Consider the following 25,118-nt stretch of genomic DNA (forward strand, 5'->3'; position numbering starts at 1 on the left):
AGCTACACTAAACTTATATCACTCAAACACTAGCTGCTATGTCTATCGCTCAAAATTTACCTACCCCAGAAGAGGTTGCAGAGTGGGAAGCAGAACACGCCGAACAAGAAGCACAACGTGCTGAACGCCTAGCAGCAAAACTGCGAGAATTAGGGATAGATCCAGATAATCTATAAAATCCCAATCTGAATTTTTGATAGAGAGCGATCGCAGTTGTATTTAAATTAACCAAAAGCCATATTTTATCGTCACAAATGGGATTATTTAAACTAAATTTTCTCCGGAAAATGCAAAATACAGCAGAATAGAACTCTATATTGAGTCTGTTGGCAAAAACTTATGGAAATGCCCCAACGCGTATCAATTCGCTATAAAGAAAAATCTTACAACACTAGTGAGATACGCCTGAAAACTTTGCGACTTGGGTTGCAGTTATGGGACGAACAAACTAAACCCAAGAAAACAGAATTGTATGAATTTATATCATCTTGTCTGAAACAGGTTGACCGCCAAGACCGTTTTATGTTCTCGCTACTATTCATAGAACTATCAGACATGATCCGCGATTCTGCCTTTGATAGGTCAATGAAAGAGGACTTGATTAAAACAGCCTTTCGGGAGTTTTCATTTGCCATAGCCGACTTTGAAGCACCGGCAAAAAATAATTAATAGGGATTGGGGATTGGGAATTGGGAACTGGGAGATGAGGGAATAACTTCTGACCTTGACTCTTGACTCTTGACAACCCCACCTCCTTTTGTTATTTTTCCACAAACTCTTTCAACAATGCCTGTGCTTGAGGGGGAATCTCGGTAACTAAGCGAATGGGAAATGCTTTAGTGGAAGCCAATTGAGCATAATCTGGTGTCAGTAAGACAGCGTATTTTTGAGCGTCTGGAGTTTGTTGTGCTGCAAATGCCAAAGTGATAGCCTTAACGTAGTTGCGAACATCAACTGCTTTGTCACCCACGACTTCACCACCAGAAAAGGGTGTATTTGGTTGTCCCGCCTGATCCATAGTGGTGCTGGGGTCTTTGACGCTGAGATGAGTACCGCCAAGGATACCAACTAGCCATTTAGGAGAGGGAATTTTCGCAAATGCAGCAATTTGTTCGGGTAAGGCGGGGGTGGTTTTATCTGCAGAACTTGCCAACATAAGAGTAGGTACTTGCACTTTTGTCAAGCCAGTTGCGCCAAAAATCAAAGAAGTTGTGGGACTAAGAGCGATCGCTTGCTTAACTCTGGTATCCCGCAGCTGATAGCTGTTTTCTGGTAGTTCTTGAGCGCTGCATTGGATAGTTTCCCCCAAACTCAACGTAGTCAAGTTACCTTTGCAAACCTGTTTGAGGCGTTCTAGTTGCAATTCGGCACCGGCTACCGCTAAGGCTGTACCGCCACCATAAGAATAACCCAACATCATCACGTTATTGGTGGCGAGTTTACCTTGCAAAGGGTTATTAGCTGTTTTATTGATTTTTTCTAGTTCATCAAGGACAAAACTCACATCTTTGGGACGATCTAAAACCTCTTGGGGTTTTAAAAGCCTAGTTTTATTTTTGAATGCTAAATCAGTATTTGTCCCATTGCTACCAGGATGTTCTAAAGCCGCCACTACATAACCGTAGGATGCAAGATGTTCTGCTAGGTAGCGCAAGTCTGTACGGACTGAACTAAAGCCGTGGCTATAAACAATTATGGGTTTGTCTGGACTGATAGCATTTGACCAATAAACATCAACTGGAATTTTGCGAGTCCGCTTTTGGTCATTCAACTCCAAGTTGAGTACTTTTACTTCAGCGTTTCCGGGTTGGCTGGGATCGAAGGGGACGGTGATTTGAGGTTTTTGAGCGTCGAAAAAAGGAGCGATCGTCAGCATAAACCTTTGAGTCACCCAAAAACCCGAATTCAAAGTTTTGGCCACTGTAAATGCTTGCGGCAAATTAATTTCTAAGCGTTGACTCGGATATGAGGCGATAAAATTTAGAATAGAAAGACCCCCTGGTTTACTAGAACCCAAGACAAAACTTGCCCTCAATGCTTGAGTTCCAGCATCATCCTTGCGGACTAAAGCCGTAGAAAGGTCGCTCAGAATAGTTGTCCCAATCTGTGTATTGAGTAATCGACTCACCGTCACAACATTGAGAGGTATCCTCGTCCTCAGCATCCCTAAAAAGAAACTGCGTTGTGATTCAGATAATTTATTAGTGTAAAGGTCTAAACTCTCCGGAAATTTTCCAGTTTCAGCAGCAGTTTGCAAATCACTAACGGGGATATAATCTGCAAACGGACCGAAACGTACTACAACCGTATCAGCCGCTTGTGCAGAGGTATGTTTGCCACAAAACTGTGTGAGTGCAAGCGCACAAAACATACCTGTAATTAACTTTAGACTTCTCCAGCTGCGTCCCATGAACATCTTTCCGTAGAATGCTTAGGGGAATATAGCCGATATCCGTGTATTTTACTACCCTGTTTCATAAAAATTTCAGCATGTTAGTGATTGGGGCAGGGGGCAGGGAGCAGGGAGCAGGGGGAATAACTCTTGACTCTTGACTTTTGACCCTTGACAAATGCCAAATGACAAATTCACAAATTCCCCCGAGAAGCCTGTTCACGCTCGATCGCTTCAAATAGAGCCTTGAAATTGCCATTACCAAACCCCTGCGCGCCTTTGCGTTGAATGATTTCTATAAAAAACGTCGGTCGAGTTACTAACGGTTTAGTAAATATTTGTAAAAGATATCCCTCATCATCTCGATCAAGCAAAATTCTGAGTTCTTGTAAAGTATCAATATCTTCATCAATTACACCAATAGATTGTGGCAAATTATCATAATAAGCGTCTGGTGTTTCTAGAAATTCAATGCCGTTGTGACGCAATTGTTTTACTGTCTGAATAATGTCATTAGTTCTCAGGGCAATATGTTGTACACCGGGTCCATAATGAAAGTCTAAATACTCTTGAATTTGTGATTTACGATAACCTTGTGCGGGTTCGTTAATGGGAAACTTAATTTGCCCAGTATTATTTTGCAAAACTTTTGACATTAGCGATGAATATTGAGTTGAAATATCATCACTAGTGAACTCTTGCTGCTGCTTAAAGTCCAACACTTTACGATAGAAATCAACCCATAGATCCATTTTTCCTAACTCGACACTCAAAACAATGTGGTCAATTGCCGTGAGATTAGTTGGTGCAGACTGAGGTAGATTTTGCATGTAACGATATTGTGGTGCAAACTCAGTATAGTGATTGCGTTGTATGAATGAATGATTTAAGTCTCCGCTGTAGCTAGCAATAGTTGCTTTCACAATACTGCCGTTTTCTCCTTCTAAAAGCGTTGGTGCTAATATTGGTCTAGCACCGCGTGCAACGGCGATGTTGAAGCAAGCACGAGCATCATCAACAAGTAAAGCGATGTCGTGAACTCCGTCGCCATGCAATTTAACATATTCTGCAATTGGCCCATCTGGCGTTAGTGGAGAGGTCAAAACAAAGCGAATATTAGACTGTTCTAAGACAAACGAGCTGCGATCGCGCACACCGGTTTCGAGTCCAGCATAGGCGATCAGTCTAAAGCCAAAGAATCTGCAATAAAAATGAGCAGCTTGTTGAGCATTGCCGACATAAAATTCTACATAGTCAATTTTTTTGAGTTTGATTAAACTGTCATCTTGTAACTGGACTGATTCATTTTCTGTGATTTGCATGGTTGTTTTTTCAATTTGACTAGATATCAATGTCTTAAGTTTCAGCACATCAGTTCCAGATGTTGGGAAGTATAAACTACAAATGATTTGACTGAAATATAAAATAAACTAAATTGCACATTTTGACGTTAAAATTGATATTATCTCTACCCTTTGGGAAACCGACGGCAGAGGGTCTATGTCTTTTGAAATACAAATGACCATATATAGGACTAGTATTTGATTTTTGAAATACATGCAGGCATTGCCCAACCTAATGAAGATTTTTCACAAATTATTTATGATTTCTATAGATATCCTCTGCGGTCAAAGACACTGTTAGTAGCTGGCTTCCCAGAAAAGGTAAACTTGTAAATATGCACATTTAATCTGTCACAGCTGATTTTAATTTTCGACTTATTAAGAGTCGCAGTTTTGATACGGCTTTATTAATTTATGTAACATTTTTTCCCGGATTTGGGAATAATCCTAGAGATAGTTTGCGATCGCGCTGTGTCAGTCCAGTAGGGTGCGTTAGACGGAACGTCGTAACGCACCGAAAATCTCAGCTGGTGCGTTGCAATAAGGCATAACACTACGAACAGAGGATTTGGGGCGATTAGATCATTTGTGTGTACACCGTAGCCATGTGACAGTAAGTCTGGAAAAATTCAACTATTTGGGTTATTAAAAATAGGCTTTTTCCAAAAACTGCATATCCCCCGAATGAGCCAGAAATATAGATCAATAAGCAGGAAAGCATCGCCACTATCGTGCTTTGGTGAGTCAAAGTGGGTTGGGTGTTATCATGGCTGCTTGCAGGAATATTTTGGGGAGCGATCGCCGCTAGAAGTGCCAGATTTTTACATACCCCCAAAAATCCTAGAAATATAAATAACTAGAAAATCTGAAACCATAACTAAAAATTCTATGAAACGCCGTCATTTTCTGCAATTCACTGGTTCTACTCTGGCAACACTGGGTTTAACTCAGTTGGACATTATACAACATGGGGATACGTATGCTAAAGTCCTGGCACAAAATACTGGACGTAAATTAGCCCTCTTAGTAGGTATTAACAAGTACGCAAATGGGATGAATCCGCTCTATGGTTGCGTTAATGATGTTTTATTACAAAAAAATTTATTAATCTACCGCTTTGGTTTTAATCCCAACGATATAAAAATCCTGATTGATGAACAAGCTACCCGTCAAGGTATCCTGACTGCATTTGAGCAACATCTGATTAATCAAGCCAAACCTGGGGATACAGTAGTATTTCATTTTTCCGGACATGGTTCCCAGGTTGTCGATCCCGATAAAGATAATCGTGATGGTTTGAATAGTACGCTGGTGCCAATCGATTCTGGTTACAATGCCTCTGGTGGTGTGGTGCAAGACATCATGGGACACACGCTGTTTTTACTTATGTATGCGTTGAAAACAGATAATGTCACCGTTGTTTTGGATAGCTGCCATTCGGGGGGTGCAAAACGAGGAAATTTTGTAGTTCGTTCCCGTGATGGTGGGAATAAATTTCAAGCCCTTCCCCAAGAATTTGCTTATCAAAAACAGTGGTTAAAAAGGTTAAATTTATCTCCCCAAGAATTTATTAAACTACGTCGTCAAGGTGTTGCCAAAGGTGTAGTCATTGCTTCAGCAAAACGCGATCAATATGCAGCAGATGCACCTTTTAATGATTTTCATGCAGGTGCATTTACCTATATATTTACCCAATATCTTTGGCAACAAACAGCAAATCAATCAATCAATCGAGCATTTGTTGATGTTAATCGCAGTACAAAAATTTTGTCAAGCAATAGTGGCATTTTCCAAGAACCAGAAATAGAACTAAATAAGAAACAAAATTCTAATCCAGTAATTTACTTTACTCCTTTTAATACATCTTATGCTGAAGCAGTGGTGACACAAGTAAAGGGTGACAAAGTGGAATTGTGGCTGGGTGGAATCGATGCGCGATCGCTCGAAGCTTTTAACCAAGAAGCTGCTTTTAGTACGGTTAATACCAGCAGTCAAGAAACAGGAATTGTTAAGTTAGAATCGCGTCAGGGATTGATTGGGAAAGGTAAATTTATTGCTGGTGCAAGGGGAAATTCACCAATTAAGCTGGGGACACTTTTGCAAGAAAGAATTCGTGGTATCCCCAAAAATTTAACATTAAAAATTGGTTTGGACAATAGTTTTGATGGTGTTACTACTACCCAAGCGCAACAAGCTTTACAAGCTATCAATCGGGTTACTCCCTTAGCTTTGAGACAGCAAGAAGTGCAATATATTTTTGGTCTTATGACCGAAACTAGATATCGGCAATTACAGAAATTCGGGGTTATAAATTTACCTACTGTGAGTAGTTTGGGTTTATTTTTACCCTCCCTCGACCAAATTGTGACGGATTCGTTTGGCGCAACCAATGAAACTGTGACTGATGCAGTCAAGCGTTTACAACCAAAATTTAAATCCCTCCTGGCAGCACGCATTGTTAAACAAATGCTAGGTAATAATAGTACATCACTATTAAAAGTTATAGCTTCGATGCAGCTTGCTGGAAGTCAAAAAATTATTAGCAAAGCTTTACCAACTCGCGGAATTACCAAACAAGCAAATGGGGATACAACTAAACCAAATAAACCAATTATTCAAGATGGCGAAATTCCTAAGTTACCAGTTGGTACACAAGTGAAATTTACAATTGAAAATCAAGAATTAGTACCTATTTATATCAGCGTTTTAGTCATTGATGCTGCAGGTGAAATGGCGATAATATTTCCCAATAACTGGACGGCTTCGGAAGATGCAGCATTACTACCAGCCAAAGATAAACGCATAATTCCTGGTAATGATGATGGCTTTAAACTAACTATCGGTAAACCTTTGGGAATTACAGAAGCATTAATTATTAGCAGTACATCTCCACTGCGAAATTCCCTCAAAGCACTCAAAGAAATCGCGACTAGAGGGAAAATTACACGCGGACCAATTGCAGCAAATAATGATGAATTTTTGGAGATCACCGATAAATTACTTGCAGACTTAGATGCTGGGACACGGGGAGGTATCACCGTGGAAGATGTACAATTATCTGCGGGAGTGCGGGGTGTAGATGCAAAGAAACTTGCAACAATAGCGATCGCATTTGAAGTGGTTGGTTGAAGTTGAAAAAATGGTAGTTAAGTTACCTGTGCTACTCTATACCTACCTCGTCACTGACTGAGAGATAAACCAAGCCAATGATTGCAAGTAAATAGTGAAATGACCAAGTTAAAATACTACACCCTAGTAATTCTTAACAACGCAGGAAAACGCCAACTTAGAGAAATCGAAATTGCCAAGATTTTTTTTACAGATACTTTTGCTGATTTCAGCGTGATAGAGGAGGTATCGGATACATTAATTCAAAAGCAATTACTAGAAACATATCAAAATAATTTAGGTAACTCTAGCTTATTCGCACAACGCTGTTTACTTTGTTTTATTTCTTGGCAAATCGAGCAAGTATGTTTATCTTTAGCACAAAAATTTGGCAATTTGCATGGTTTTAGTCGTCACGATTTATTACCTTATGTTCTTGATGATGATGGTAGTTTACAAACATCAACTACTTATAAATGTTTTAGTAGAGAAATCTTAGAAACTTTTGATCCGGATAAAAGTAACTTAAATACTTGGACAAATCGAAAAGTCAAACAGCACCGAGAAATAAACAAATTTTTATTGGAGTGCGGTTTATATTTTGTGACTGATTGGGCAATACTGAATGATACCAGACCACAACAATTAAAAAATATTTTAGGTGAATTTCATTCACTGACAAATTCAGAAATTGCAGAAACTCAGAAATTGCTGGAAGCATATCACAAAATATATCGTACCGAGAGATGCCGTCAACAGGCTGATAGTAAAACTAAAGGTAGATGTCATCCACCGACAATCCAACAATTAGAGGAAATGACTGAGATATTAAAAACAAAAGGAATTGATAGTATCTCGACAAAAACCATTATGCAAAAGTTACAAAGTCTTGCTGATAAGCTACGACAATATCGCATTCATGTTAGAAGTGGTTCATTATTTACAGTATCTCTGGATGCAGAATTGAATGAAAATTTTACTTTTATAGAGCAAATTTATGACCCCAATTCCGAAAATATAATTATAGAAGCAGATACCACGACAGAGTTTTTAGAAATATATCGCGCACAATTTTTAAATTGTCTTGATAATTCCTTGAATACTGTAATAGAATCAAGGGTGAAAAAACTACAAAATAAAGATACAGATAAAGCAAATAAATTTCTCACAGCGCTGCAATTATTCCACTGTCAAAGATTATCAATGGGTAATATCGCCAAACAATTAGGTTTACGTGCCCAAGATGCCGTAGCCCGCTTATTAAAGCTTAAGGAATTTCGCGCCGATGTACGACAAGAAATTTTAGTAAAATTGCAAGAGCAGGTAATCGAGCTAGCACAAAAATATTCAACTCCAAAACAACTGAAAATTTTAGAAGCACAAATTAAAGAGGTGCTTGATGAACAAATTATTAATGTAATTTCTCAAGCCGAATTAGAAGCAGCAACTATGCAAAGTAATGTTACAATTAGTGAATTTTCTAAAAGGCTTTGCAGACTATTAAATGATAGGGTGAAAATCATAAATTCCTAGGGTATGTGATGCCCAACTAAAAACTTATAGCATCACGACGCACCAACAATAATTATTATGAGGCAAAAGCTCGATTTATAACTTTTATTTTATTCCCTGTTCCCCCTTCTCTCCTCTCATAAAATAATTATGAGTAATATAACAATGTCACTTGAATTTGAACGATTACCAACTGAAGCCCTAAGTATCGAACCCAAAGACATCGATCAAGCGATCGCATTGAGTAATCAAATTCCAGATGATTCCCGTCAATGGCAAACTTATCTGAATGGTTTAGCGTTATTCACCTTGAAAAAATGGTTAGAAGAACGGGATGATAATCTCACTGTTAATTGGCAAAAATCGACTATTTCTAAACCCGAACTAGCCAATGTATTTCCTATTGTGACTAATTTACAAGTTAGTCAATTCAGAATTTGCCTAATTACTGTTGGTAGTATATTTAGTGATGGAGTCTATTTATCACGATTAGCTGTCGATTTACCTGAATTTATTCCCCATTTTTATGTACTTGTGGAAGTATTAGAAGAACAAGATTACGGGATTGTTATAGGAGTAATAGATTATCAAAAATTAAGGGAAAATATCACAGCTTCGTCCAATATAGATATTCAAGTAGATTGGACATATAAAATACCTTTAGATTGGTTTGAAAAAGACCCTAATAATTTATTACTATATTTACGTGCTTTGAAACCCGAAGCAATTCCTTTACCTATATTACCAACAAATCGTCATGAACAATTAACAGCAATTGAAAATGAATTAGTCAGATTATTACCTCAGTTGCAGGCACCAGAAATCGAACTTTGGCAAGTTTTAAATTGGGAACAGGGGAGTGTAGTTTTAACTGCTCCTGATTTACTTGATTGGGTATATAAATTACAAACTGATAATTTAGAAACAGCAGACTTAGGCTCCCGAGAAACATATTTATTAGATTTAATCAGATTAATAGCACAACCTGCCATAAATTTAGGACGGTGGTTGTGGGATGAATTAGATGAAATTGGAGAATCATTATCTTGGCAGCTATTAAATTTAACACCTGCAAGACAATTTCGCAGTCCAGTAGAAGAATTTGCAGTAATTAAATCACAATTACAAACCCAAGGTGTAGAAATTCCTATAGTTGCTAGGTGCGGACATCATAATTTTAACTTGGCTGGAAATCCGTTGAGAATATATGCTGTTGCGTGGAATTCATCGACAAAAAATGACCCGGATACATGGAGTTTGTTGTTAATTTTAGGCGCACCTGCACCAAATAGTTTACCTCATAATTTGAAGTTTCGTTTGAGCGATCGCACTGGAATTTTGACACAACAGCAGCTAAATCCACAACAGTTTAATTCTTATCTGTTTACTGCTGTAGCTGGTACTTGGGATGAGAAGTTTATTGCCAGTGTGAGTATAGCAGAGGGTGTTGAGGTGACGTTACCGCCATTTGCATTTGATATTAGACAATCAGCTTGATAGAGGCAAGTAGACAGAATAATGACTAAATTTTATCTGCAAGTGCAACAAGTTGAGAACAAATGTTTATTTCAACTCTCGTGGAATCATAACCAAAAAATTACGGCAGAACTTCCCTATCCCGAAAATATCATTTCTGACTATAAAACATGGCAGGGTATTTATCATAATTTTTACAGTCAAGAATTCCGGGGAAAAGTGATTAATACAGGTGTTGTTGCACCCCCTATGGTGGATTGGCAAGCGCAATTAGTCCAAGCGGAAGCAAAACTGTTATATGAATTTCATCAATGGTTACGCGGTAAGGAGTTATATGATATTCGCTCAATTTTAACCGCAATTAATATTAATAATCAGGATGCGATTAATCAACAATTAAATAAGCTTAAAAATACCTCTACAGAATTTATTGCAGATATATTTATTAGTTGTAATACTCCCGAATTAACACGTTTGCCTTGGGAGTCATGGGAGATTAGTACACAATTTTCGACAACTAAGCTGCGTATTGCTCGTCAACCATTGAATATCTATCAAAGTATAAAAAAAAGAAAGATAACTCCCCGTCAAGTAAGAGTTTTAGCTATTTTTGGTGATGATAGTGGGTTGAATTTTGCACAAGAGAAAAAAGCTATATTAGCACTACAAAAACTAATTAAAGTCGATTTTATTTCTTGGCAAGAAGGTAAAGATATTCAAGGATTTAAATACGAAATAGTTGAGAAGCTGACAAGTAACCAGGGATGGGATATTTTATATTTTGCTGGTCACAGTCGGGAAACAGATTTAACGGGAGGACAAATATCGATCGCACCCAATGCCACAATTTCCTTGAGTGAAATTGAGAAACCATTAACTACCGCAATTGAGAAGGGATTACAGTTTGCTTTATTCAACTCCTGTGATGGATTAAGTATTGCGAATAAATTAATAGAATTGGGTTTAAATCAAGTTGCTATTATGCGCGAACCGATACATAATCGTGTTGCCGAAGAGATTTTTATCCAGTTTTTAAACAATGTTTCCCAATATCAAGATGTCCATCAAGCATTATTAAGAGCTTGTGATTATCTCAAACTCGAAAAAAATCTTACCTATCCCAGTGCTTATTTAATTCCTTCCTTATTTCGCCATCCTTCATCACCTTTATTTCGGCTAGAACCCTTTGGATTTAAGCAATATATTAAAAGATTAACACCAACACCTTTAGAAGCAGTTACAATTTCAGCTTTAGCATTAATTAGTTTACAAATTCCCTTACAAGCTTGGTTATTAGAAAAACGGATTTTAGTCCAAGCAATGTATCGTAACATGACAAATCAAGTTGTTCCAAAAACGACTCCTCCGATACTTTTAGTGCAAATAGATAACGAATCAATAAACAAAGCTGGGATTTTAACTCCTCGACCAATAGACCGTGCATATATGGCACAAATTATTGATAAACTGGTGGAATTAAAAGCGCCTGTTGTCGGTATCGATTACTTATTAGATAGACCCGATTTAAAACGCGATCGCACTCTCTCTAAATCACTTCAAGCTGGATTCAACGATTCGTCGCAACCGACACGCTTCGTATTTGCCACAACCCGCGATTCCCAAGGTAAATGGTTAAAGGTGCATCCACAAATTGCCAGCCCTAACTGGAGTTTGGCTGGAGAAATTGAAATTTTACCTGGGTGGTATATGCAACTATTGCCGAGTCATAAATCAAACCCAAAACCCAGATCTTTTGCTTATCTTTTAGCTGTTTCTCAACAGTTACGGCAACTTTCTAATTCATTGCCACCGCAACTAACAAGCAAACAAGATTTGTGGAATTATATTAATAATACAGCATTGACATCAACGCGATACTCCGCAAGATCGCAACTACAACCATTAACAGCATTTAGTTACAACCTACATCAAATGTGGTTACATCCGATCATAGACTTTTCTATTCCTCCCCAACAGATATATCAAACCATCCCTGCGTGGAAATTATTAGAACATCAAACCATTTCCAGTTTGCCACAAAAATTACAGCAGCAAATCGTCATCGTCGCACCAGGAGGTTACGAAGAAGCGGGAACTGGACAAGACAACGAGGATAATTTCAAGTTACCTGCTGCAATGGGTTATTGGCGACATCAAGATAACCCAGATAATACTCGTGGGGTACTCACAGGTGGCGAAATTCACGCCTATATGACCCATCACTACCTCAATAATAGGATGATTATTCCAATTCCCGATTTGTGGGCGATCGCTTTAGCTATATTACTAGGTAAATTTATATCAGAATATCTCATGAATAATCCGGAACAAAGGCGACAATTGGTGATTCTATTAAGTGTGGGTTCTACAGCTTATACACTAATTAGCCTAGAACTTTACATCTCATCAGCCGCAATTCTTGTACCTTGGTTGTTGCCAACAACAACTTTTTGGTTATACATTTTGCGTTGTATTTTTAAGTTTAAGCAAGCAAAAATATTCACTGAAAAGTGATAATCAAGAAAAAAACTTAATCTATGAATAAAATTATATTTATATTACGTATTTCCACATTATCATTTACAGTTTTTATTAGTTTATTCTCCTTCCTCATTCAACCCAGTTATTCTCAAGAAAATTCACCCAAACCCAATTTTTGGAATAAAATTTTTCAACCAGCACGCGACCCAGAACCTCCTATAAAACCACGTAAAGGTGGTTCTCGTCCTGGACAAACACTTTGTCTAATTTCTCCCGATGTACCTACTAAAACCAGAATTATTTGGACTACTAAACCCTTATTTATTTGGAAAAATGGAGAAGTTCCAAAAGGTAATAGAGTTGCAAAACTGGAAGAGGTTAAAAAAATTGCCGTGGGACTTCTCAATAGTCAAGAATATTTCAAAGCTCAAATCGTCACAGGGAAACAAAGCATAAGTTATCAAGGTGAACCCTTAGAACCCGGTCAAACTTATAAATGGTTAATCTTTTTAAATCAAGAAAGTGCTTCCCCAGCGATATTTGTTCCCTTTCAAATTATGGAAACACCCCAAAGAAACCGCATCACCACTGAGTTAAAGCTTTTGGAAAGATTGCATAACCATAAAGATACAGATGCAGAAAACATCGCGTTAGTAAAAGCCAAATATTTTGCTGATAAAGGACTGTGGTCGGATGCATTACAGCAAGCATATTCTGTTCCTAAACCCTCATCAGAATTGTCTCAGATAATCAAAGATTTACCAAATCAGTTATGTGATTAAAAGATAACAGTAGAGTCTTAGCGCTGCTAAGACTTTTTTATTTGTGAAGTTTATTTATACAACACCATTTTTTTAATTAAATCATTTTCCTAAAATTGCATACCCCCATCTTGACTGAGAAATATAAATAATTAACAGTCCAGAAGGAAATCATAAATATAGTGGTTCTCTGTCTGATGCAATACGATCAAGGGCGGGAAAACCCAGCCCCTACAGGCTTTGCAATTTAAAACTGTACCTCACTGCTCTGAAACCCGCTATATGTACAAGTCGAAAATGATATTTCCTCACCAGATTTATCGAGTAACTTCATTTGTCTTATCCATCTCTATCTTGAGTCTATTTTCATCTAACTTGACTACTGCACTAGATAAACCTTCAATATCTAGAAAAAATAGTTATTTATTTACTCAGATTGAAAGACTCAATAGTCAACAATTATCTAACTCTGCCAGGATTGCTCACAACTTTAAGGATGACGAATTATTAATAGTGGGAAACCCGACTGTACCTCGATTACCAGGAGAAAAAACACCGCAATTATTACCAATCCCTGGTGCGGAGGAAGAAGCTAAAGCTATTGCCAAGATATTCAAAACTCAAGCGATTACGGGTAACGCTGCGACAGAAACGGCAATTTTGCGAAAAATCACTCAAGCAAAAATTATACACTTAGCAGCCCATGTTATTGAGTTGAATAACTCGAATGCGATCGCCCTCGCTCCCTCTGATCGAGATGACGGCTGGCTCTCATCTGCAGACATCCAGAAACTGCACCTTAAAGCTGATTTGGTGGTTTTAAGGGCTGGTAAAACAGCCTTGGGAAAAATTACTGGTGATGGGGTAATGGGGCTTTCCCGTGCTTTTATGGTGGCTGGCGCAGAAAGTGTAATTGCTTCTCTCTGGGAAGTTGATGATATGGCAATGTCATTTTTAATGACTAATTTTTATAAAAATTTAAGTAAAAATCCGGATAAGGCTGATGCATTACGCAAAGCTATCTTGGAAACGATGAAAAAGTACCCAAATCCTGAAGATTGGGCCGGTTTTATATCGATTGGTTTGTTGTAATGGAGGTTATAATCATGCGTTTTTCTCAAGTTGGGCTGAGTGCCTTTATTTGTCTGTTGGCTGTTTCTTCAACTTCTTTGGGTTCTAGTTTATTAACGATATTTACTACATCACAGGTGTTGGCACAGACAGTAGATACACGTAAAACCGAAGCTGATAGATTATTTGATCAAGGTCTGGAACGTTATAAAATGGGTCAACGGGAGGGAGCATTGAAATTATGGCAGCAAGCGCTGCAAATATACCGCAACATTAAAGACCGTAAAGCAGAGGTGATATCACTGGGAAATATGGGTCGCACATACCTTGATTTAGATGACTATCTTCAAGCTATTGACCACTATCAACAAAGTTTAGCCATAGCACGAGAAATTAAAGACCGTCGCAGTGAGCGAGGTGCGCTAGGAAATCTCGGTACTGCTTATTTCTCCTTAGGAAAGTATCCTCAAGCCATTGAATATCAACAGCAAAGTTTGGCTTTAGCCCGAGAAACAAAAGACCGTCAAGGTGAAATTTATGCACTGCTAAACCTTGGCAATGCTTACGGTATATCTGGAAATTCTCTGCAAGCGATTGATTACTATCAGCAAGGTTTGGCTGCGATCCGAGAAACAAAAGACCGTGAAAGCGAGGGCAAATTACTGGGAAATCTCGGTCTTGTTTACAATAGTTTGGGGGACTATCCTCAAGCCATTGAGAAGCTTCAACAAAGTCTGGCGATCGCCAAAGAAATTAAAAACCGTCAAGATCAGTCTTATGTGCTAGGAAATCTGGGTATGACCTATCGGAAGTTGGGAGACTACCCCAAAGCGATTGAGTATCACCAGCAAAGTTTGGCTTTAGCCAGAGAAGTCAAAGATCGTAATGCTGAGAATAAATCACTGGGAAGCCTTGGTACTGTCTACAATATCTTGGGTAATTACCCGAAAGCTATTGATTATTATCAACAAAGTGTGGTTATTGCCAAAGCAATTAAAGATCGTAATAGTGAAGGTGAATCACTTGGAGGTCTCGGTAATGTCTACACTTATTTAGGGAACTACGCTAAAGCAATCGATTACCATCAGCAAAGTTTGGTTGTCGCTAGAGAAATTAAAGACCGTGAAAGTGAGAGTAAGGCACTCAACAATCTCGGTATTGCCTACAAAGAATTGGGAAACTACCCAAAAGCAATTGAGTACCAACAACAAAGCTTGAAAATTGCCCGAGAAATTAAAGACCGTGAAGGTGAGGGAAATTCACTGAATAATTTAGGATTGTCTTTGTACAAACAAGGTAATCTTCCTTTAGCCGAGAGGAACCTATTTGAAGGCATAAAAATTAAAGAATCTCTGCGTAGTCGAGAACTAAAAGATAGCGAAAAGGTCTTAATTTTTGAAACGCAACGTGGTACTTACAACACTTTACAACAAGTGCTTACTGCTCAAAATAAAACCAATACGGCGTTAGAAATATCGGAACGCGGACGTGCAAGGGCTTTTGTCGAATTACTAGCTTCCCGCATCTCTGCTAACCCCAATTCCCAATCTCCCACATCACCAAATATTGACCAAATTAAACAAATTGCCAAGTCACAAAATACTACTCTCGTTCAATATTCGATTATTTATGATCAGTTCAAAATCGCAGAAAAACAAGAAGTTAAAGAATCAGAATTATATATTTGGGTCATTAAATCCACAGGTGAAGTCACCTTCCGTAAAGCTGATTTAAAACCACTGTGGCAAAAAGAAAACACAACCTTAAATGACCTCGTAACCACTAGTCGGGAATCTATCGGTGCAAGGGGAACAGCTTTTCGTGGCATTAATGTAGTTTATAACCCTGATGCGCCTAAAGCTACCAATCGTCTCAAACGTCTCCACGAATTATTAATCAATCCTATCGCCGACTTACTCCCTAAAAATCCTCAAGATAGAGTTACTTTTATTCCCCAAAGTAGCTTATTTCTTGTTCCCTTCCCCGCGCTCCAAGGTGCAGATGGTAAATATTTAATTGAAAAACATACCATTCTCACATCCCCATCAATTCAGGTTTTAGATTTAACCCGCAAACAGAAAAAACGCATCGGTAACAAACCCATCCAGGGAAATAATATGCTGATTGTCGGCAATCCCACTATGCCTGCTGTCTCGCCCAAAATTGGGGAAGCACCGCAACAATTAACACCATTACCCGGTGCAGAACGAGAAGCAAAAGCGATCGCTAACTTATTCAAAACCCAATCTCTCATCGGTGAGAGAGCTACGGAAACCGAAGTCACACAACGCTTATCCCAAGCTCAATTTATCCACCTAGCAACCCACGGTTTGTTTGATAATATCCAAGGATTAAATAGTAGTATTGCCCTAGCACCAGGTAACAAAAGCGATGGGTTGCTGACTGCGGGGGAAATCCTGGATTTAAAACTGAATGCGGAATTGGTCGTATTAAGTGCTTGTGATACCGGAAGGGGAAGTATTTCTGGAGATGGGGTAATTGGTTTATCTCGCTCCCTCATTAGTGCGGGGGTTCCCAGTGTCTTAGTTTCATTGTGGTCAGTTCCAGATGCGCCAACAGCATTGTTAATGACGGAGTTCTATCAAAATATCAGTAAAAGCCCTGATAAAGCCCAAGCACTGCGACAGGCGATGTTGACGACGATGAAACAGCATCCAAATCCTGTTGATTGGGGGGCTTTTACCTTGATTGGGGAAGCGGAGTAAGTCAACAAAGAGGAAAGGGAGCAGGGAGCAGGGGGAGAACCTAGGCTGTTGACTTTGTACGAAATTAGCTAAAAATTATCATGCAATTTTTGTGTTTACCGTAGGGGCATCGGCACTGCCGTGCCCTGATGATAAGGTTAACTACGACGATAATTTTGTCTGATGCATTTTGGGCTAAAAACCCTCAGAATCAACAGCCTAGGTTCTCCCCCTGCGCCCTGCACAAGAGCCTCTTCGGTCACTTGGGATCTTCTATTTAAGATACAAAGGTCGGGAAAACCCCGACCTTAATTGTATTGCATTCAACCGAGAACCGCTGTATGTAACAGCATTTTTGCATACCCCCCACAGTCGCCAGAAGTATAAAAAATTAGAAACCAGAGATAAATCATTATTCAAGATTCCATATCCCAGAGGGAATCAACAGCTGATACCGTGATGTCACAAAATTTTGAGCAACCCGAAGTTAACACCCTAAGTATTGTCAAAGGTAAGTACCTAACAGCATTCCAGCGTAAACTGCTACAAAACAAACTGCAAGAGAATTTGTCTGAGTCTTATCGTCAGCGAATTAAAATTATGCTGCTGGTGGATGAAGGCAAAACCCAAACGGAAATATGCCAAATATTAGGTTGTTGTCCCGCAACTGTCAGACATTGGATGCACATTGCTCGGACTGGAATGGCGCACCAATGGCAGGATTGTCCCTTGGGTCGTCCCAAAGCAATTAATCAGGAATATCTAGAACGCTTGCAAGAACTGCTTTCCCAAAGTCCCCGCGACTATGGCTATGGGTTTAGACGCTGGACAATTAGCTGGTTGAGAAAGCACTTAGCGAAAGAATTGGGAATTGAAGTTAGCGATCGCCACCTGAAGCGAGTCCTCAAACAGATGGGATTATCGACAATCCCCAAACCCAATCTATCTGGGAGTGAAAATACAGAGAAATCCCCAGGAACAACAATCTTAATTTCTGACCTCACTTCCGAAAATTCACTGAATCATCCCGAATTTTTTCTTTTTCACTCAAATACATATCTAGAGATTTAGGATCTAATGGCGCAATATTTATCAGAATCGCTGTCTTTGCAGCAATTAACTACTGCATTAGGTTATTCTTTCTCCTCAGAAGACTTGCAGCACTGCCTTAAACAAGCAAAATTTCTTACTCCCAAGGTGGGGAAATTCTGGCAAGGTACGGACGTTGAACCAGGCATTTATATTGTACTTGCAGGCAAAGTCAGATTGCTAGATGACACGGGTGAACTGATAACAACCTTAGAGGTGGGAGCATCATTTGGTGAATTTACCTTGTTTAAGGAGGCTGGTTTTAAACCTTATGCTGCAAGAGCTAGTGTAAATTTACACCTTGCATTTCTTCCCATTGAAGTGCTATCGCCATTGATAGCTAAGTATCCGCAAATTAACGAGTACTTACACACACAAGCACGAACGCGAAATTCCCTATTCGTAAAGTCGGATACCACCAACCCATCTCCCCTAATTCCTCCACCAGCAGCACCCAAGCCAGAGAAAAAGGTAAGCAAAGCTTACTTTCCCAACCCCACACAACAGGTAGGACATTTATGGCAGCGCGTGACGAAAAGGTATCCATTTGTTGCCCAACAAAGTGCGTCCGACTGCGGAGCAGCTTGTTTAGTGATGGTATCTCGATATTGGGGAAAACACTTTAGTATCAACCGCGTCCGCGATATTGCCAATGTCAATCGTAATGGTGCATCTCTGCGGGGATTGTCAGCAGCAGCGGAAAGTATCGGATTTAACACTAGACCAGTAAAAGCCAGTCTCGACCAGCTAGCAAAGCAAAAACTACCTGCGATCGTTCATTGGGAGGGAAAGCATTATATTGTTGTCTATAAAATTACCAAGAAACATGTAATAGTTGCAGACCCAGCGATTGGTCAACGTACCCTAACTCATCGGGTATTTCAAGCAGATTGGACTGGATATGCACTGCTACTACAACCCACAGTTTTTTTCAAAGAAGCCAAACAAACTAGCACTCCATTCTGGCAATTTTTTGAGTTAATCAAACCTCATAGCTTGGTGATGATGGAGGTATTTATTGCTTCCATTTTCATCCAAATATTTGGATTAATCACGCCCTTATTTACACAGTTAATTTTAGATAGAGTAGTAGTTCAACGTTCGGAATTAACTTTAACAGCAGTTGGGTTAGGATTGCTAATTTTTAGTCTGTTTCGAGTTGCCATGACTGGGTTGCGGCAATATCTTCTCGACCATACAGCAAATCGAATAGACGTTGCTTTAATTATTGGCTTTATTCGCCATACTTTACTTCTACCCTTGAACTTTTTTGAATCTCGTTATGTCGGAGATATCATCTCTCGACTGCAAGAAAATAGGAAAATTCAACGTTTTCTCTCTGGGGAAGCATTATCTATTCTTTTAGATTTAATCACCGTATTTATCTATCTAGGATTAATGTTTTGGTACAGTTGGAAAATGGCATTATTGTCATTGGTAATTATACCACCTTTTGCATTATTAGCACTAATTGCTACACCATTTTTACAGAAAATTTCGCGGGAAATATTTAACGCCGCAGCCAAAGAAAGCAGTTACTTGATTGAAGTTCTTTCTGGTGTGCGAACAGTCAAGGCTACAGCAGTAGAACAGACGGTCCGATGGCATTGGGAAGAGTTATTAAATAAAGAAGTAAAAACCAACTTTTCTGGTCAAATTATTGGCAATCGGCTACAAATATTTAGTAACACTATTGAAGCTATAATTACAACTGCTTTGCTGTGGTTTGGTGCGTGGTTAGTAATTCAAAATCAACTTACTATTGGACAATTAGTAGCATTTAATATGTTGCTAGGAAATATTATTAGACCCTTCCAACGTTTAACAGTCTTATGGAACGAATTACAGGAAGTCATGATTGCTGTTGAACGTATTAATGATGTCTTAGATGCGGAGGCTGAAGAAGATTTACAACATCAAGTCAGGCAATCACTACCTTCCCTTAAGGGTGAAATTTGCTTTGAAAACGTGACATTTCGCTATCATCCCGAAAGCGATGTGAATATTATTGAAAATCTCACTTTTGTAATCAAACCTGGACAAATGGTAGCACTAGTTGGCCGTAGTGGTTCGGGTAAAACAACAATTTCTAAATTAGTTTTAGGTTTGTATTCTCCCACCGAAGGCAAAATCTTAATTGATGGACAAGATATTAGCAGTATATCTCTACGTTCTCTACGCCAACAGATAGGAGTAGTTGACCAAGATACCTTTTTATTTGGTGGCACAATTCGAGAAAATATTAGTTTAGGATACTCCACTGCCACCTTAGAACAAATAATTGAAGCAGCACAATTAGCAGGTGCAGATGATTTTATTAAAAAGTTGCCAATGGGTTATGAAACTCAGATTGGAGAAGGTGGGGGAATGCTATCTGGAGGACAGAGACAAAGAATAGCGATCGCTAGGGCTTTATTAAGCAATCCCAAGTTACTAATTTTAGATGAGGCTACCTCTCATCTAGACACAGAATCAGAGAGAATAATTCAAAATAATTTCAACACAATTTTGAGAGGGAGAACTACATTAGTTATAGCTCATCGTCTCTCTACAGTCAGGAAAGCTGATTTAATTTTAGTACTAGATCAAGGTGTATTAATTGAGCAGGGAAATCATGAAGAATTAATGGTAAAAGGCGGACATTATTATTATCTCAACCAGCAGCAGTTAGATAACGCTACATGAGTAAATTGCAATACCGCGAGCGAAAAAAATAAGGCAATTTCAATAAATTATAACTCCTAATCTAAAATCCAAAATATGTTATGCCTAATTCATTAAATCATTCTATGCAAATGCCATATAGAAATGACAGTATTACAACTAATATTTCTCCAGAACAAATAAATACATTGCCTGAGGATTGGTCTGACGCAAGCAAGGAATTACTTGATAGCTTGCCCCAAGTTTGGACAAGGGGAATACTATATTTTTTATTTATTTTTGTTTCAGTCACATTACCTTGGGCAATGCTATCAAAAGTAGATGAAACTGGTACAGCTAGAGGACGACTGGAACCCAAAGGTAAAACCACCAAATTAGATAGTGCAGTTGCAGGAACTGTGGCAGCTATTCCCGTAAAAGAAGGAGAATTAGTCAAGCCAGGGGAGCCAGTATTCATATTAGATTCAGAATTGCTCCAGGCAGAATTACGCCAGGGGAAAGATAAATTAGAAGGGCAATTTAACAGGCAATCGCAATTACATATATTAAAAAATCAGCTAGTAGTAGCTCTAGCAACTCAGCGCCAGCAAAATCAAGCCCAAGAGTTAGAAAAACAGTCAAAAATTGAACAAGCACAACAAAACTTTCTGGCTCTCAGAAATTCCTATGAAATCCAAAAAGAAGAAAAGCAAACACAAGTTAATCAAGCACAGCAAACTATTGAACAAACTCAAACGGCAAATAAGTTATTAGAAAATAGTTTAGAGAGTGCCCAAAGAGAGGTAGAACGGTACAGCAAACTTCAACAAAAAGGTGCTATAGCAGAAATTAATGTCGTTGAAAAGCAAGATATAGCCAAAGATAGACAGAAATTATACGAGCAAAGTAGGTCAGATATCAAACAAGCCCATCTACGTTTAGCAGAGCAAGAAAGCAGCTATCAGCGTACAATTCGTCAAGCCAAAGCAGAAATTGAACAAGCTTATTTGCGTTTAAAAGAACAGCAACGAAGTTATCAAACCTTAACTCATTCTGGAAAACTGGCTGTACTCAAAAGCGAGGAGCAATTAAAGAATCTAGAAACAGAAATGACAATATTACAATCAGATATTGCTCAAACTAAGAGTCAAATAAATAGCTTGCAGTTGCAATCACAGCAACGAGTGATAAAATCTCCCATTGCAGGTAGAGTTTTTCAGCTACCAATCCAACGCCCCGGTTCTGTTGTCCAAGCTGGTACAAGAGTAGCAGAAATTGCTCCCGAAGGTTCGCCGTTAATTATCCGCGCCCAAATGGCAACTACAGAAAGCGGTTCTTTACGCAAAGGCTTACCAGTCAAACTCAAATTTGATGCCTATCCATTTCAAGAGTATGGAATTATTGAAGGGGAATTATTAGAGATTTCTCCTACGACATCAGAAGTCGATACGCCGAATGGAAAATTTGCTGCATATAACTTAGAAATTTTCCTGAAGAATGATTGTATTCCTAGTAAAGATAAATGTATTCCTTTACGCCCTGGCGATACAGCAACAGCAGAAGTAATTGTGCGCCAGCGACGGATTATTGATTTTCTACTCGACCCTTTTAAAAAGTTGCAAGAGGGAGATTTGAAGCTTTAGCAAATATTTGAATAGTCATCTCTCAGACGGGATATGAATTGGGTGCAGCCACTTTTGGATGAAACATAATTATTTAGTGCCTGAAGCCTCATTATGGGAATCAGATTTGATTATTGAAAAAATCTGAGTATCTGTAAGGGAGCCACCCTTGTGAGAGGAGTGGCATTGGGCAATGCCCACCAAAATCCTGATATGGTGGACATTGCCTAGGGTGTTGACTTTGATGGAATTTCACGGTTTTTGTTCATACAACTTTTGTGTCATTGCGAGCGAAGCGAAGCAATCGCAAAGACTGGGATTGCTTCGTCGTTCCTCCTCTCTGCGAGACGCTGCGCGAACGCAATGACTACACAAATTTTGCATGAATTTTTATCATCTAAAAAGGCACAGAGTCAACAGCCTAGGCATTGTCCACCCTACTGCGTGTATTTCAAAAATCAACCTAACAAAGCTGAGAATTTCGTATAGATAAAAATTGAAATAGCCTATTTCTGACAACTCATTGTACAACTTATAAAAAGTATCATGTCAAAATCTATTCACGTTACCAACGAAGAAATTCTTGAACAAATCAAACTATCCTGCAAAATTCCAGATATAGTTGAAGGTATTTTAATTCGCAAGATAATTGAAAATGCTGCTGCGGAGGCGGGTATCAAAATTGAGACAGAAGAGCTTCAGAAAACAGCAGACATTCTCCGCTTGGCTAACAAACTTAATAGCGCTACCGATACTTGGCAATGGCTCGAACAACATGGACTTTCTCTAGATAAATTTGAAAAAATTGTCCAAAACACAGTTTTATCCAGAAAATTAGCAAATCATCTTTTTGGCAATAAAGTTGAACAGTATTTTTATGAAAATCAACTTCATTTTATGAGTGCAGTTATCTATGAAATTGTCTTGGATGACGAAGATTTGGTGCTAGAACTCTATTATGCAGTTAAGGAAGAAGAAATGAGCTTCTATGATGCGGCTCGCCAATATATTCAGGATATAGATTTACGCCGAAAAAGGGGATATTTGGGTGTAGTGCATCGCCAGCACTTAAAACCAGAGATTTCTACTGCTGTTTTTGCTGCTAAACCTCCACAGCTATTGAAACCTATTATCACTTCAAAAGGTGTTCATTTGATTTTTGTAGAAGAAATTATTCAAAAAGAATTAGATCATCAATTGCGTTTACAAATTTTGTCAGATTTGTATAATACATGGTTAAAGCAGCAAGTTCAGCAAGTAGAAGTTATTCGGCATTTTAATCTGCTTCTTCAAGAAGATTAAGGTTATATAGCAGTTTTAAATTCTTCTCAAATAACAAGAAAACCGATTTATTAAAAAAGTCGGTTTTTGAGTATTTTCATGTAGTTGTAATTAAATCAAAAACTTAAAACTGAAGATAGCTCTAGGCTATCTTCAGCCAGGTTTTAACCCATTTTAACTGACAGCTTCATATATTCCTATTCCTGCCACAGTTATAAATGTTTTCGTATTTAGCTTCCTTCTTTTATTTACCGAAAGAATACCATTTCCATGTACCATTTGATTGGCATACATAGTTATTGCCGTCACCCTGAGTTACTACAGAATTTGTTGAATATGTTTGACTGGCATATACACAGTCTCCACCAAAAACTGCTTTTTTTTCATTTTCAGAAAGTTCAATTAATTGGTCTTCTGAATTTGAAAGGTTAAGTTTGCTAATTGCGAAGTTAATCATCTTGAAATATGTTCCTTTGTCAGTTGTCTTTGTGTTTGAATGGTGAAGCTTTAATTCCCTCACCACACTTTTATTATCTATATTTTCTCTATGATTTTCAAGTATTTCAAAAATGATAAGGTGACACAAATAATACAGTTTTTTATCTAAAATTATCAATAAAAAATGCGAAATTAAAGCTGAAAATAGTCATTTCTAAAGTAACTATTTTCAAATTACTGAACTATTTATATTTAAGTCGGGTTTAAGGGCTGATAACTGCCGCACAAGAAAGAAAAGTAAAATATTTATGTCCTATTTTTGCAACTTGGTAACAAACTTAAAAAATAAACATGCCAAAAATCAACCCAAGAAAAATATTGGGTTGACAGAAAATAGATATTCAGATTTGAGACACAATAAATCTATTCCATCCAATTCATATATTAACTAGCAGTCGGAGTTGCCACTTCACATATGATTTGAGAGGGATTATAGTTGTCTGTAATTACTTGCGGACAGCGCATACATGCTGCTTTACCTTCCTGTTGCCACCATCGGCAATCTCTACGAATAGAACAGGGTGGTAGTTCTTCAACTACTGCTGGCAAATTTTGGGTAACTCGCATGGCTAAACCACAGTTTTTGCCATCAAAATGCTTGCACCCCGATGCTGCACAAGGTGAAGCAGTCCGAAAAACTTCAGTAGGTGTAACTGGACTAGCTTTTGCTATCAGTTCATCAGTCACTGGTAGTGGTTGTTTGAGATAAACAACATGAGGCTTTTGGACTGTTCCACTAACTATACCGAAGACAATACTATTCTCCTGTTCTGGTCTTGAACTGGGACATAGGGTTGTTTTTTCTGTAGAATTATTTTCCATCAAGATGCCCTAAAAGTGTCTCGAATAGCAGGGTTTTTATCTACTAAGCCTGTAGTTGCTGGTTGTAATACACTAATGATTCCCACGGTAGCGCTAGGGTTGACCCCAGAGGCTAAACCACCTGTAATATCTCCTACTTGTTCATTAGATAATTCTGATAAGCCTTCTTGACGGCGTGTAATTGCATTATTTATTGCATCATCAATCAGGTCATTGATTTGAATCTGGCTTTTATATTTTTCCATTTTTAAGTTTATTATGACTGATAATTGTTGTTATTTGAAAACCTGGAATGGCTAATTGCTCAATCCATA

At 38.4% G+C, this 25,118-nt stretch carries 17 protein-coding genes and 1 pseudogene; 13 read left to right on the forward strand and 5 right to left on the reverse strand.

The genetic code is table 11. The features are described from left to right. Positions 1–56: 56 nt before the first annotated feature. A pseudogene (locus tag CAL7507_RS31535) lies at positions 57–176 on the forward strand (Uma2 family endonuclease); the annotation flags it as partial. Positions 177–339: 163 nt separating this feature from the next. Then, entirely contained in the window at positions 340–669 is a 330-nt protein-coding gene (locus CAL7507_RS05500) for a hypothetical protein (RefSeq protein ID WP_015127452.1), read from the forward strand. A gap of 91 nt (positions 670–760) precedes the next feature. On the opposite strand, the gene CAL7507_RS05505 is transcribed toward CAL7507_RS05500, so the two are convergent. Together CAL7507_RS05505 and hppD are read right to left on the reverse strand one after the other, a co-directional pair. Further along, the gene (locus CAL7507_RS05505) at positions 761–2,410 is read right to left on the reverse strand and encodes an alpha/beta hydrolase (RefSeq protein ID WP_015127453.1); all 1,650 of its coding nucleotides are present in this window, start codon (positions 2,408–2,410) and stop codon (positions 761–763) included. Between the two features lie 176 nt (positions 2,411–2,586). Beyond that, positions 2,587–3,714, reverse strand: coding sequence for a 4-hydroxyphenylpyruvate dioxygenase (gene hppD / locus CAL7507_RS05510; protein ID WP_042341196.1), 1,128 nt, complete (start codon positions 3,712–3,714; stop codon positions 2,587–2,589). A 909-nt stretch (positions 3,715–4,623) separates the two neighbouring features. Between hppD and CAL7507_RS05515 the strand changes: the two genes are divergently transcribed. The 11 genes from CAL7507_RS05515 (at position 4,624) to CAL7507_RS05565 (ending at position 23,505) form a co-directional block, all read left to right on the forward strand. Next, entirely contained in the window at positions 4,624–6,864 is a 2,241-nt protein-coding gene (locus CAL7507_RS05515; protein WP_015127455.1) for a caspase family protein, read from the forward strand. A 99-nt stretch (positions 6,865–6,963) separates the two neighbouring features. Beyond that, positions 6,964–8,376 (forward strand): hypothetical protein, encoded by a 1,413-nt coding sequence (locus tag CAL7507_RS05520; protein ID WP_015127456.1) that lies wholly within the window; start codon positions 6,964–6,966, stop codon positions 8,374–8,376. Between the two features lie 144 nt (positions 8,377–8,520). Beyond that, a complete protein-coding gene (locus CAL7507_RS05525) occupies positions 8,521–9,852 on the forward strand; it encodes a DUF1822 family protein (protein WP_015127457.1) in 1,332 nt (443 codons plus the stop codon). A 21-nt stretch (positions 9,853–9,873) separates the two neighbouring features. Next, positions 9,874–12,345, forward strand: a complete 2,472-nt coding sequence (locus CAL7507_RS05530) for a CHASE2 domain-containing protein (RefSeq protein ID WP_015127458.1) — start codon at positions 9,874–9,876, stop codon at positions 12,343–12,345. Between the two features lie 23 nt (positions 12,346–12,368). After that, positions 12,369–13,094 carry a DUF928 domain-containing protein gene (locus tag CAL7507_RS05535; RefSeq protein ID WP_015127459.1) on the forward strand — a complete coding sequence of 242 codons (726 nt, stop codon included), beginning with the start codon at positions 12,369–12,371 and terminating at the stop codon, positions 13,092–13,094. A 261-nt stretch (positions 13,095–13,355) separates the two neighbouring features. Further along, positions 13,356–14,165, forward strand: coding sequence for a CHAT domain-containing protein (locus tag CAL7507_RS05540; RefSeq protein WP_144051193.1), 810 nt, complete (start codon positions 13,356–13,358; stop codon positions 14,163–14,165). Positions 14,166–14,179: 14 nt separating this feature from the next. Further along, the gene (locus CAL7507_RS05545) at positions 14,180–16,870 is read left to right on the forward strand and encodes a CHAT domain-containing tetratricopeptide repeat protein (RefSeq protein ID WP_015127461.1); all 2,691 of its coding nucleotides are present in this window, start codon (positions 14,180–14,182) and stop codon (positions 16,868–16,870) included. Between the two features lie 438 nt (positions 16,871–17,308). Continuing rightward, positions 17,309–17,920 (forward strand): helix-turn-helix domain-containing protein, encoded by a 612-nt coding sequence (locus tag CAL7507_RS05550; protein WP_015127462.1) that lies wholly within the window; start codon positions 17,309–17,311, stop codon positions 17,918–17,920. 6 nt (positions 17,921–17,926) lie between these two features. Then, positions 17,927–20,623 carry a peptidase domain-containing ABC transporter gene (locus CAL7507_RS05555; RefSeq protein ID WP_015127463.1) on the forward strand — a complete coding sequence of 899 codons (2,697 nt, stop codon included), beginning with the start codon at positions 17,927–17,929 and terminating at the stop codon, positions 20,621–20,623. A gap of 80 nt (positions 20,624–20,703) precedes the next feature. Then, positions 20,704–22,224: an HlyD family efflux transporter periplasmic adaptor subunit gene (locus CAL7507_RS05560; protein WP_015127464.1), complete on the forward strand. Its 1,521-nt coding sequence runs from the start codon at positions 20,704–20,706 to the stop codon at positions 22,222–22,224. A 525-nt stretch (positions 22,225–22,749) separates the two neighbouring features. Further along, the gene (locus CAL7507_RS05565; RefSeq protein WP_015127465.1) at positions 22,750–23,505 is read left to right on the forward strand and encodes a peptidylprolyl isomerase; all 756 of its coding nucleotides are present in this window, start codon (positions 22,750–22,752) and stop codon (positions 23,503–23,505) included. A gap of 223 nt (positions 23,506–23,728) precedes the next feature. Here CAL7507_RS05565 and CAL7507_RS05570 read toward each other — a convergent pair whose 3' ends face one another. The 3 genes from CAL7507_RS05570 to CAL7507_RS05580 form a co-directional block, all read right to left on the reverse strand. After that, a complete protein-coding gene (locus tag CAL7507_RS05570; RefSeq protein ID WP_042341198.1) occupies positions 23,729–24,100 on the reverse strand; it encodes a hypothetical protein in 372 nt (123 codons plus the stop codon). 266 nt (positions 24,101–24,366) lie between these two features. After that, complete coding sequence (locus CAL7507_RS05575; protein ID WP_015127467.1) at positions 24,367–24,804, reverse strand: hypothetical protein; 438 nt, start codon at positions 24,802–24,804, stop codon at positions 24,367–24,369. Next, on the reverse strand, positions 24,804–25,049 hold the full coding sequence (locus CAL7507_RS05580) for a hypothetical protein (protein ID WP_015127468.1): 246 nt from the start codon (positions 25,047–25,049) through the stop codon (positions 24,804–24,806). Before CAL7507_RS05580 ends, CAL7507_RS05575 begins: the two co-directional genes overlap by 1 nt. Positions 25,050–25,118 lie beyond the last annotated feature (69 nt).

The sequence above is a fragment of the Calothrix sp. PCC 7507 genome (assembly GCF_000316575.1).
Classification (GTDB): domain Bacteria; phylum Cyanobacteriota; class Cyanobacteriia; order Cyanobacteriales; family Nostocaceae; genus Fortiea.

Excerpts from the sequence above, each read along its gene's own strand:
- CAL7507_RS05580 (WP_015127468.1), bottom strand. The coding sequence starts at position 25,049 with ATGGAAAAATATAAAAGCCAGATTCAAATCAATGACCTGATTGATGAT.
- CAL7507_RS05500 (WP_015127452.1), top strand. The coding sequence starts at position 340 with ATGGAAATGCCCCAACGCGTATCAATTCGCTATAAAGAAAAATCTTAC.
- CAL7507_RS05575 (WP_015127467.1), bottom strand. The coding sequence starts at position 24,804 with ATGGAAAATAATTCTACAGAAAAAACAACCCTATGTCCCAGTTCAAGA.
- CAL7507_RS05555 (WP_015127463.1), top strand. The coding sequence starts at position 17,927 with ATGGCGCAATATTTATCAGAATCGCTGTCTTTGCAGCAATTAACTACT.
- CAL7507_RS05535 (WP_015127459.1), top strand. The coding sequence starts at position 12,369 with ATGAATAAAATTATATTTATATTACGTATTTCCACATTATCATTTACA.
- CAL7507_RS05525 (WP_015127457.1), top strand. The coding sequence starts at position 8,521 with ATGTCACTTGAATTTGAACGATTACCAACTGAAGCCCTAAGTATCGAA.
- CAL7507_RS05560 (WP_015127464.1), top strand. The coding sequence starts at position 20,704 with ATGCCTAATTCATTAAATCATTCTATGCAAATGCCATATAGAAATGAC.
- CAL7507_RS05515 (WP_015127455.1), top strand. The coding sequence starts at position 4,624 with ATGAAACGCCGTCATTTTCTGCAATTCACTGGTTCTACTCTGGCAACA.
- CAL7507_RS05550 (WP_015127462.1), top strand. The coding sequence starts at position 17,309 with ATGTCACAAAATTTTGAGCAACCCGAAGTTAACACCCTAAGTATTGTC.
- CAL7507_RS05540 (WP_144051193.1), top strand. The coding sequence starts at position 13,356 with ATGTACAAGTCGAAAATGATATTTCCTCACCAGATTTATCGAGTAACT.
- CAL7507_RS05565 (WP_015127465.1), top strand. The coding sequence starts at position 22,750 with ATGTCAAAATCTATTCACGTTACCAACGAAGAAATTCTTGAACAAATC.
- CAL7507_RS05505 (WP_015127453.1), bottom strand. The coding sequence starts at position 2,410 with ATGGGACGCAGCTGGAGAAGTCTAAAGTTAATTACAGGTATGTTTTGT.
- hppD (WP_042341196.1), bottom strand. The coding sequence starts at position 3,714 with ATGCAAATCACAGAAAATGAATCAGTCCAGTTACAAGATGACAGTTTA.
- CAL7507_RS05530 (WP_015127458.1), top strand. The coding sequence starts at position 9,874 with ATGACTAAATTTTATCTGCAAGTGCAACAAGTTGAGAACAAATGTTTA.
- CAL7507_RS05520 (WP_015127456.1), top strand. The coding sequence starts at position 6,964 with ATGACCAAGTTAAAATACTACACCCTAGTAATTCTTAACAACGCAGGA.
- CAL7507_RS05545 (WP_015127461.1), top strand. The coding sequence starts at position 14,180 with ATGCGTTTTTCTCAAGTTGGGCTGAGTGCCTTTATTTGTCTGTTGGCT.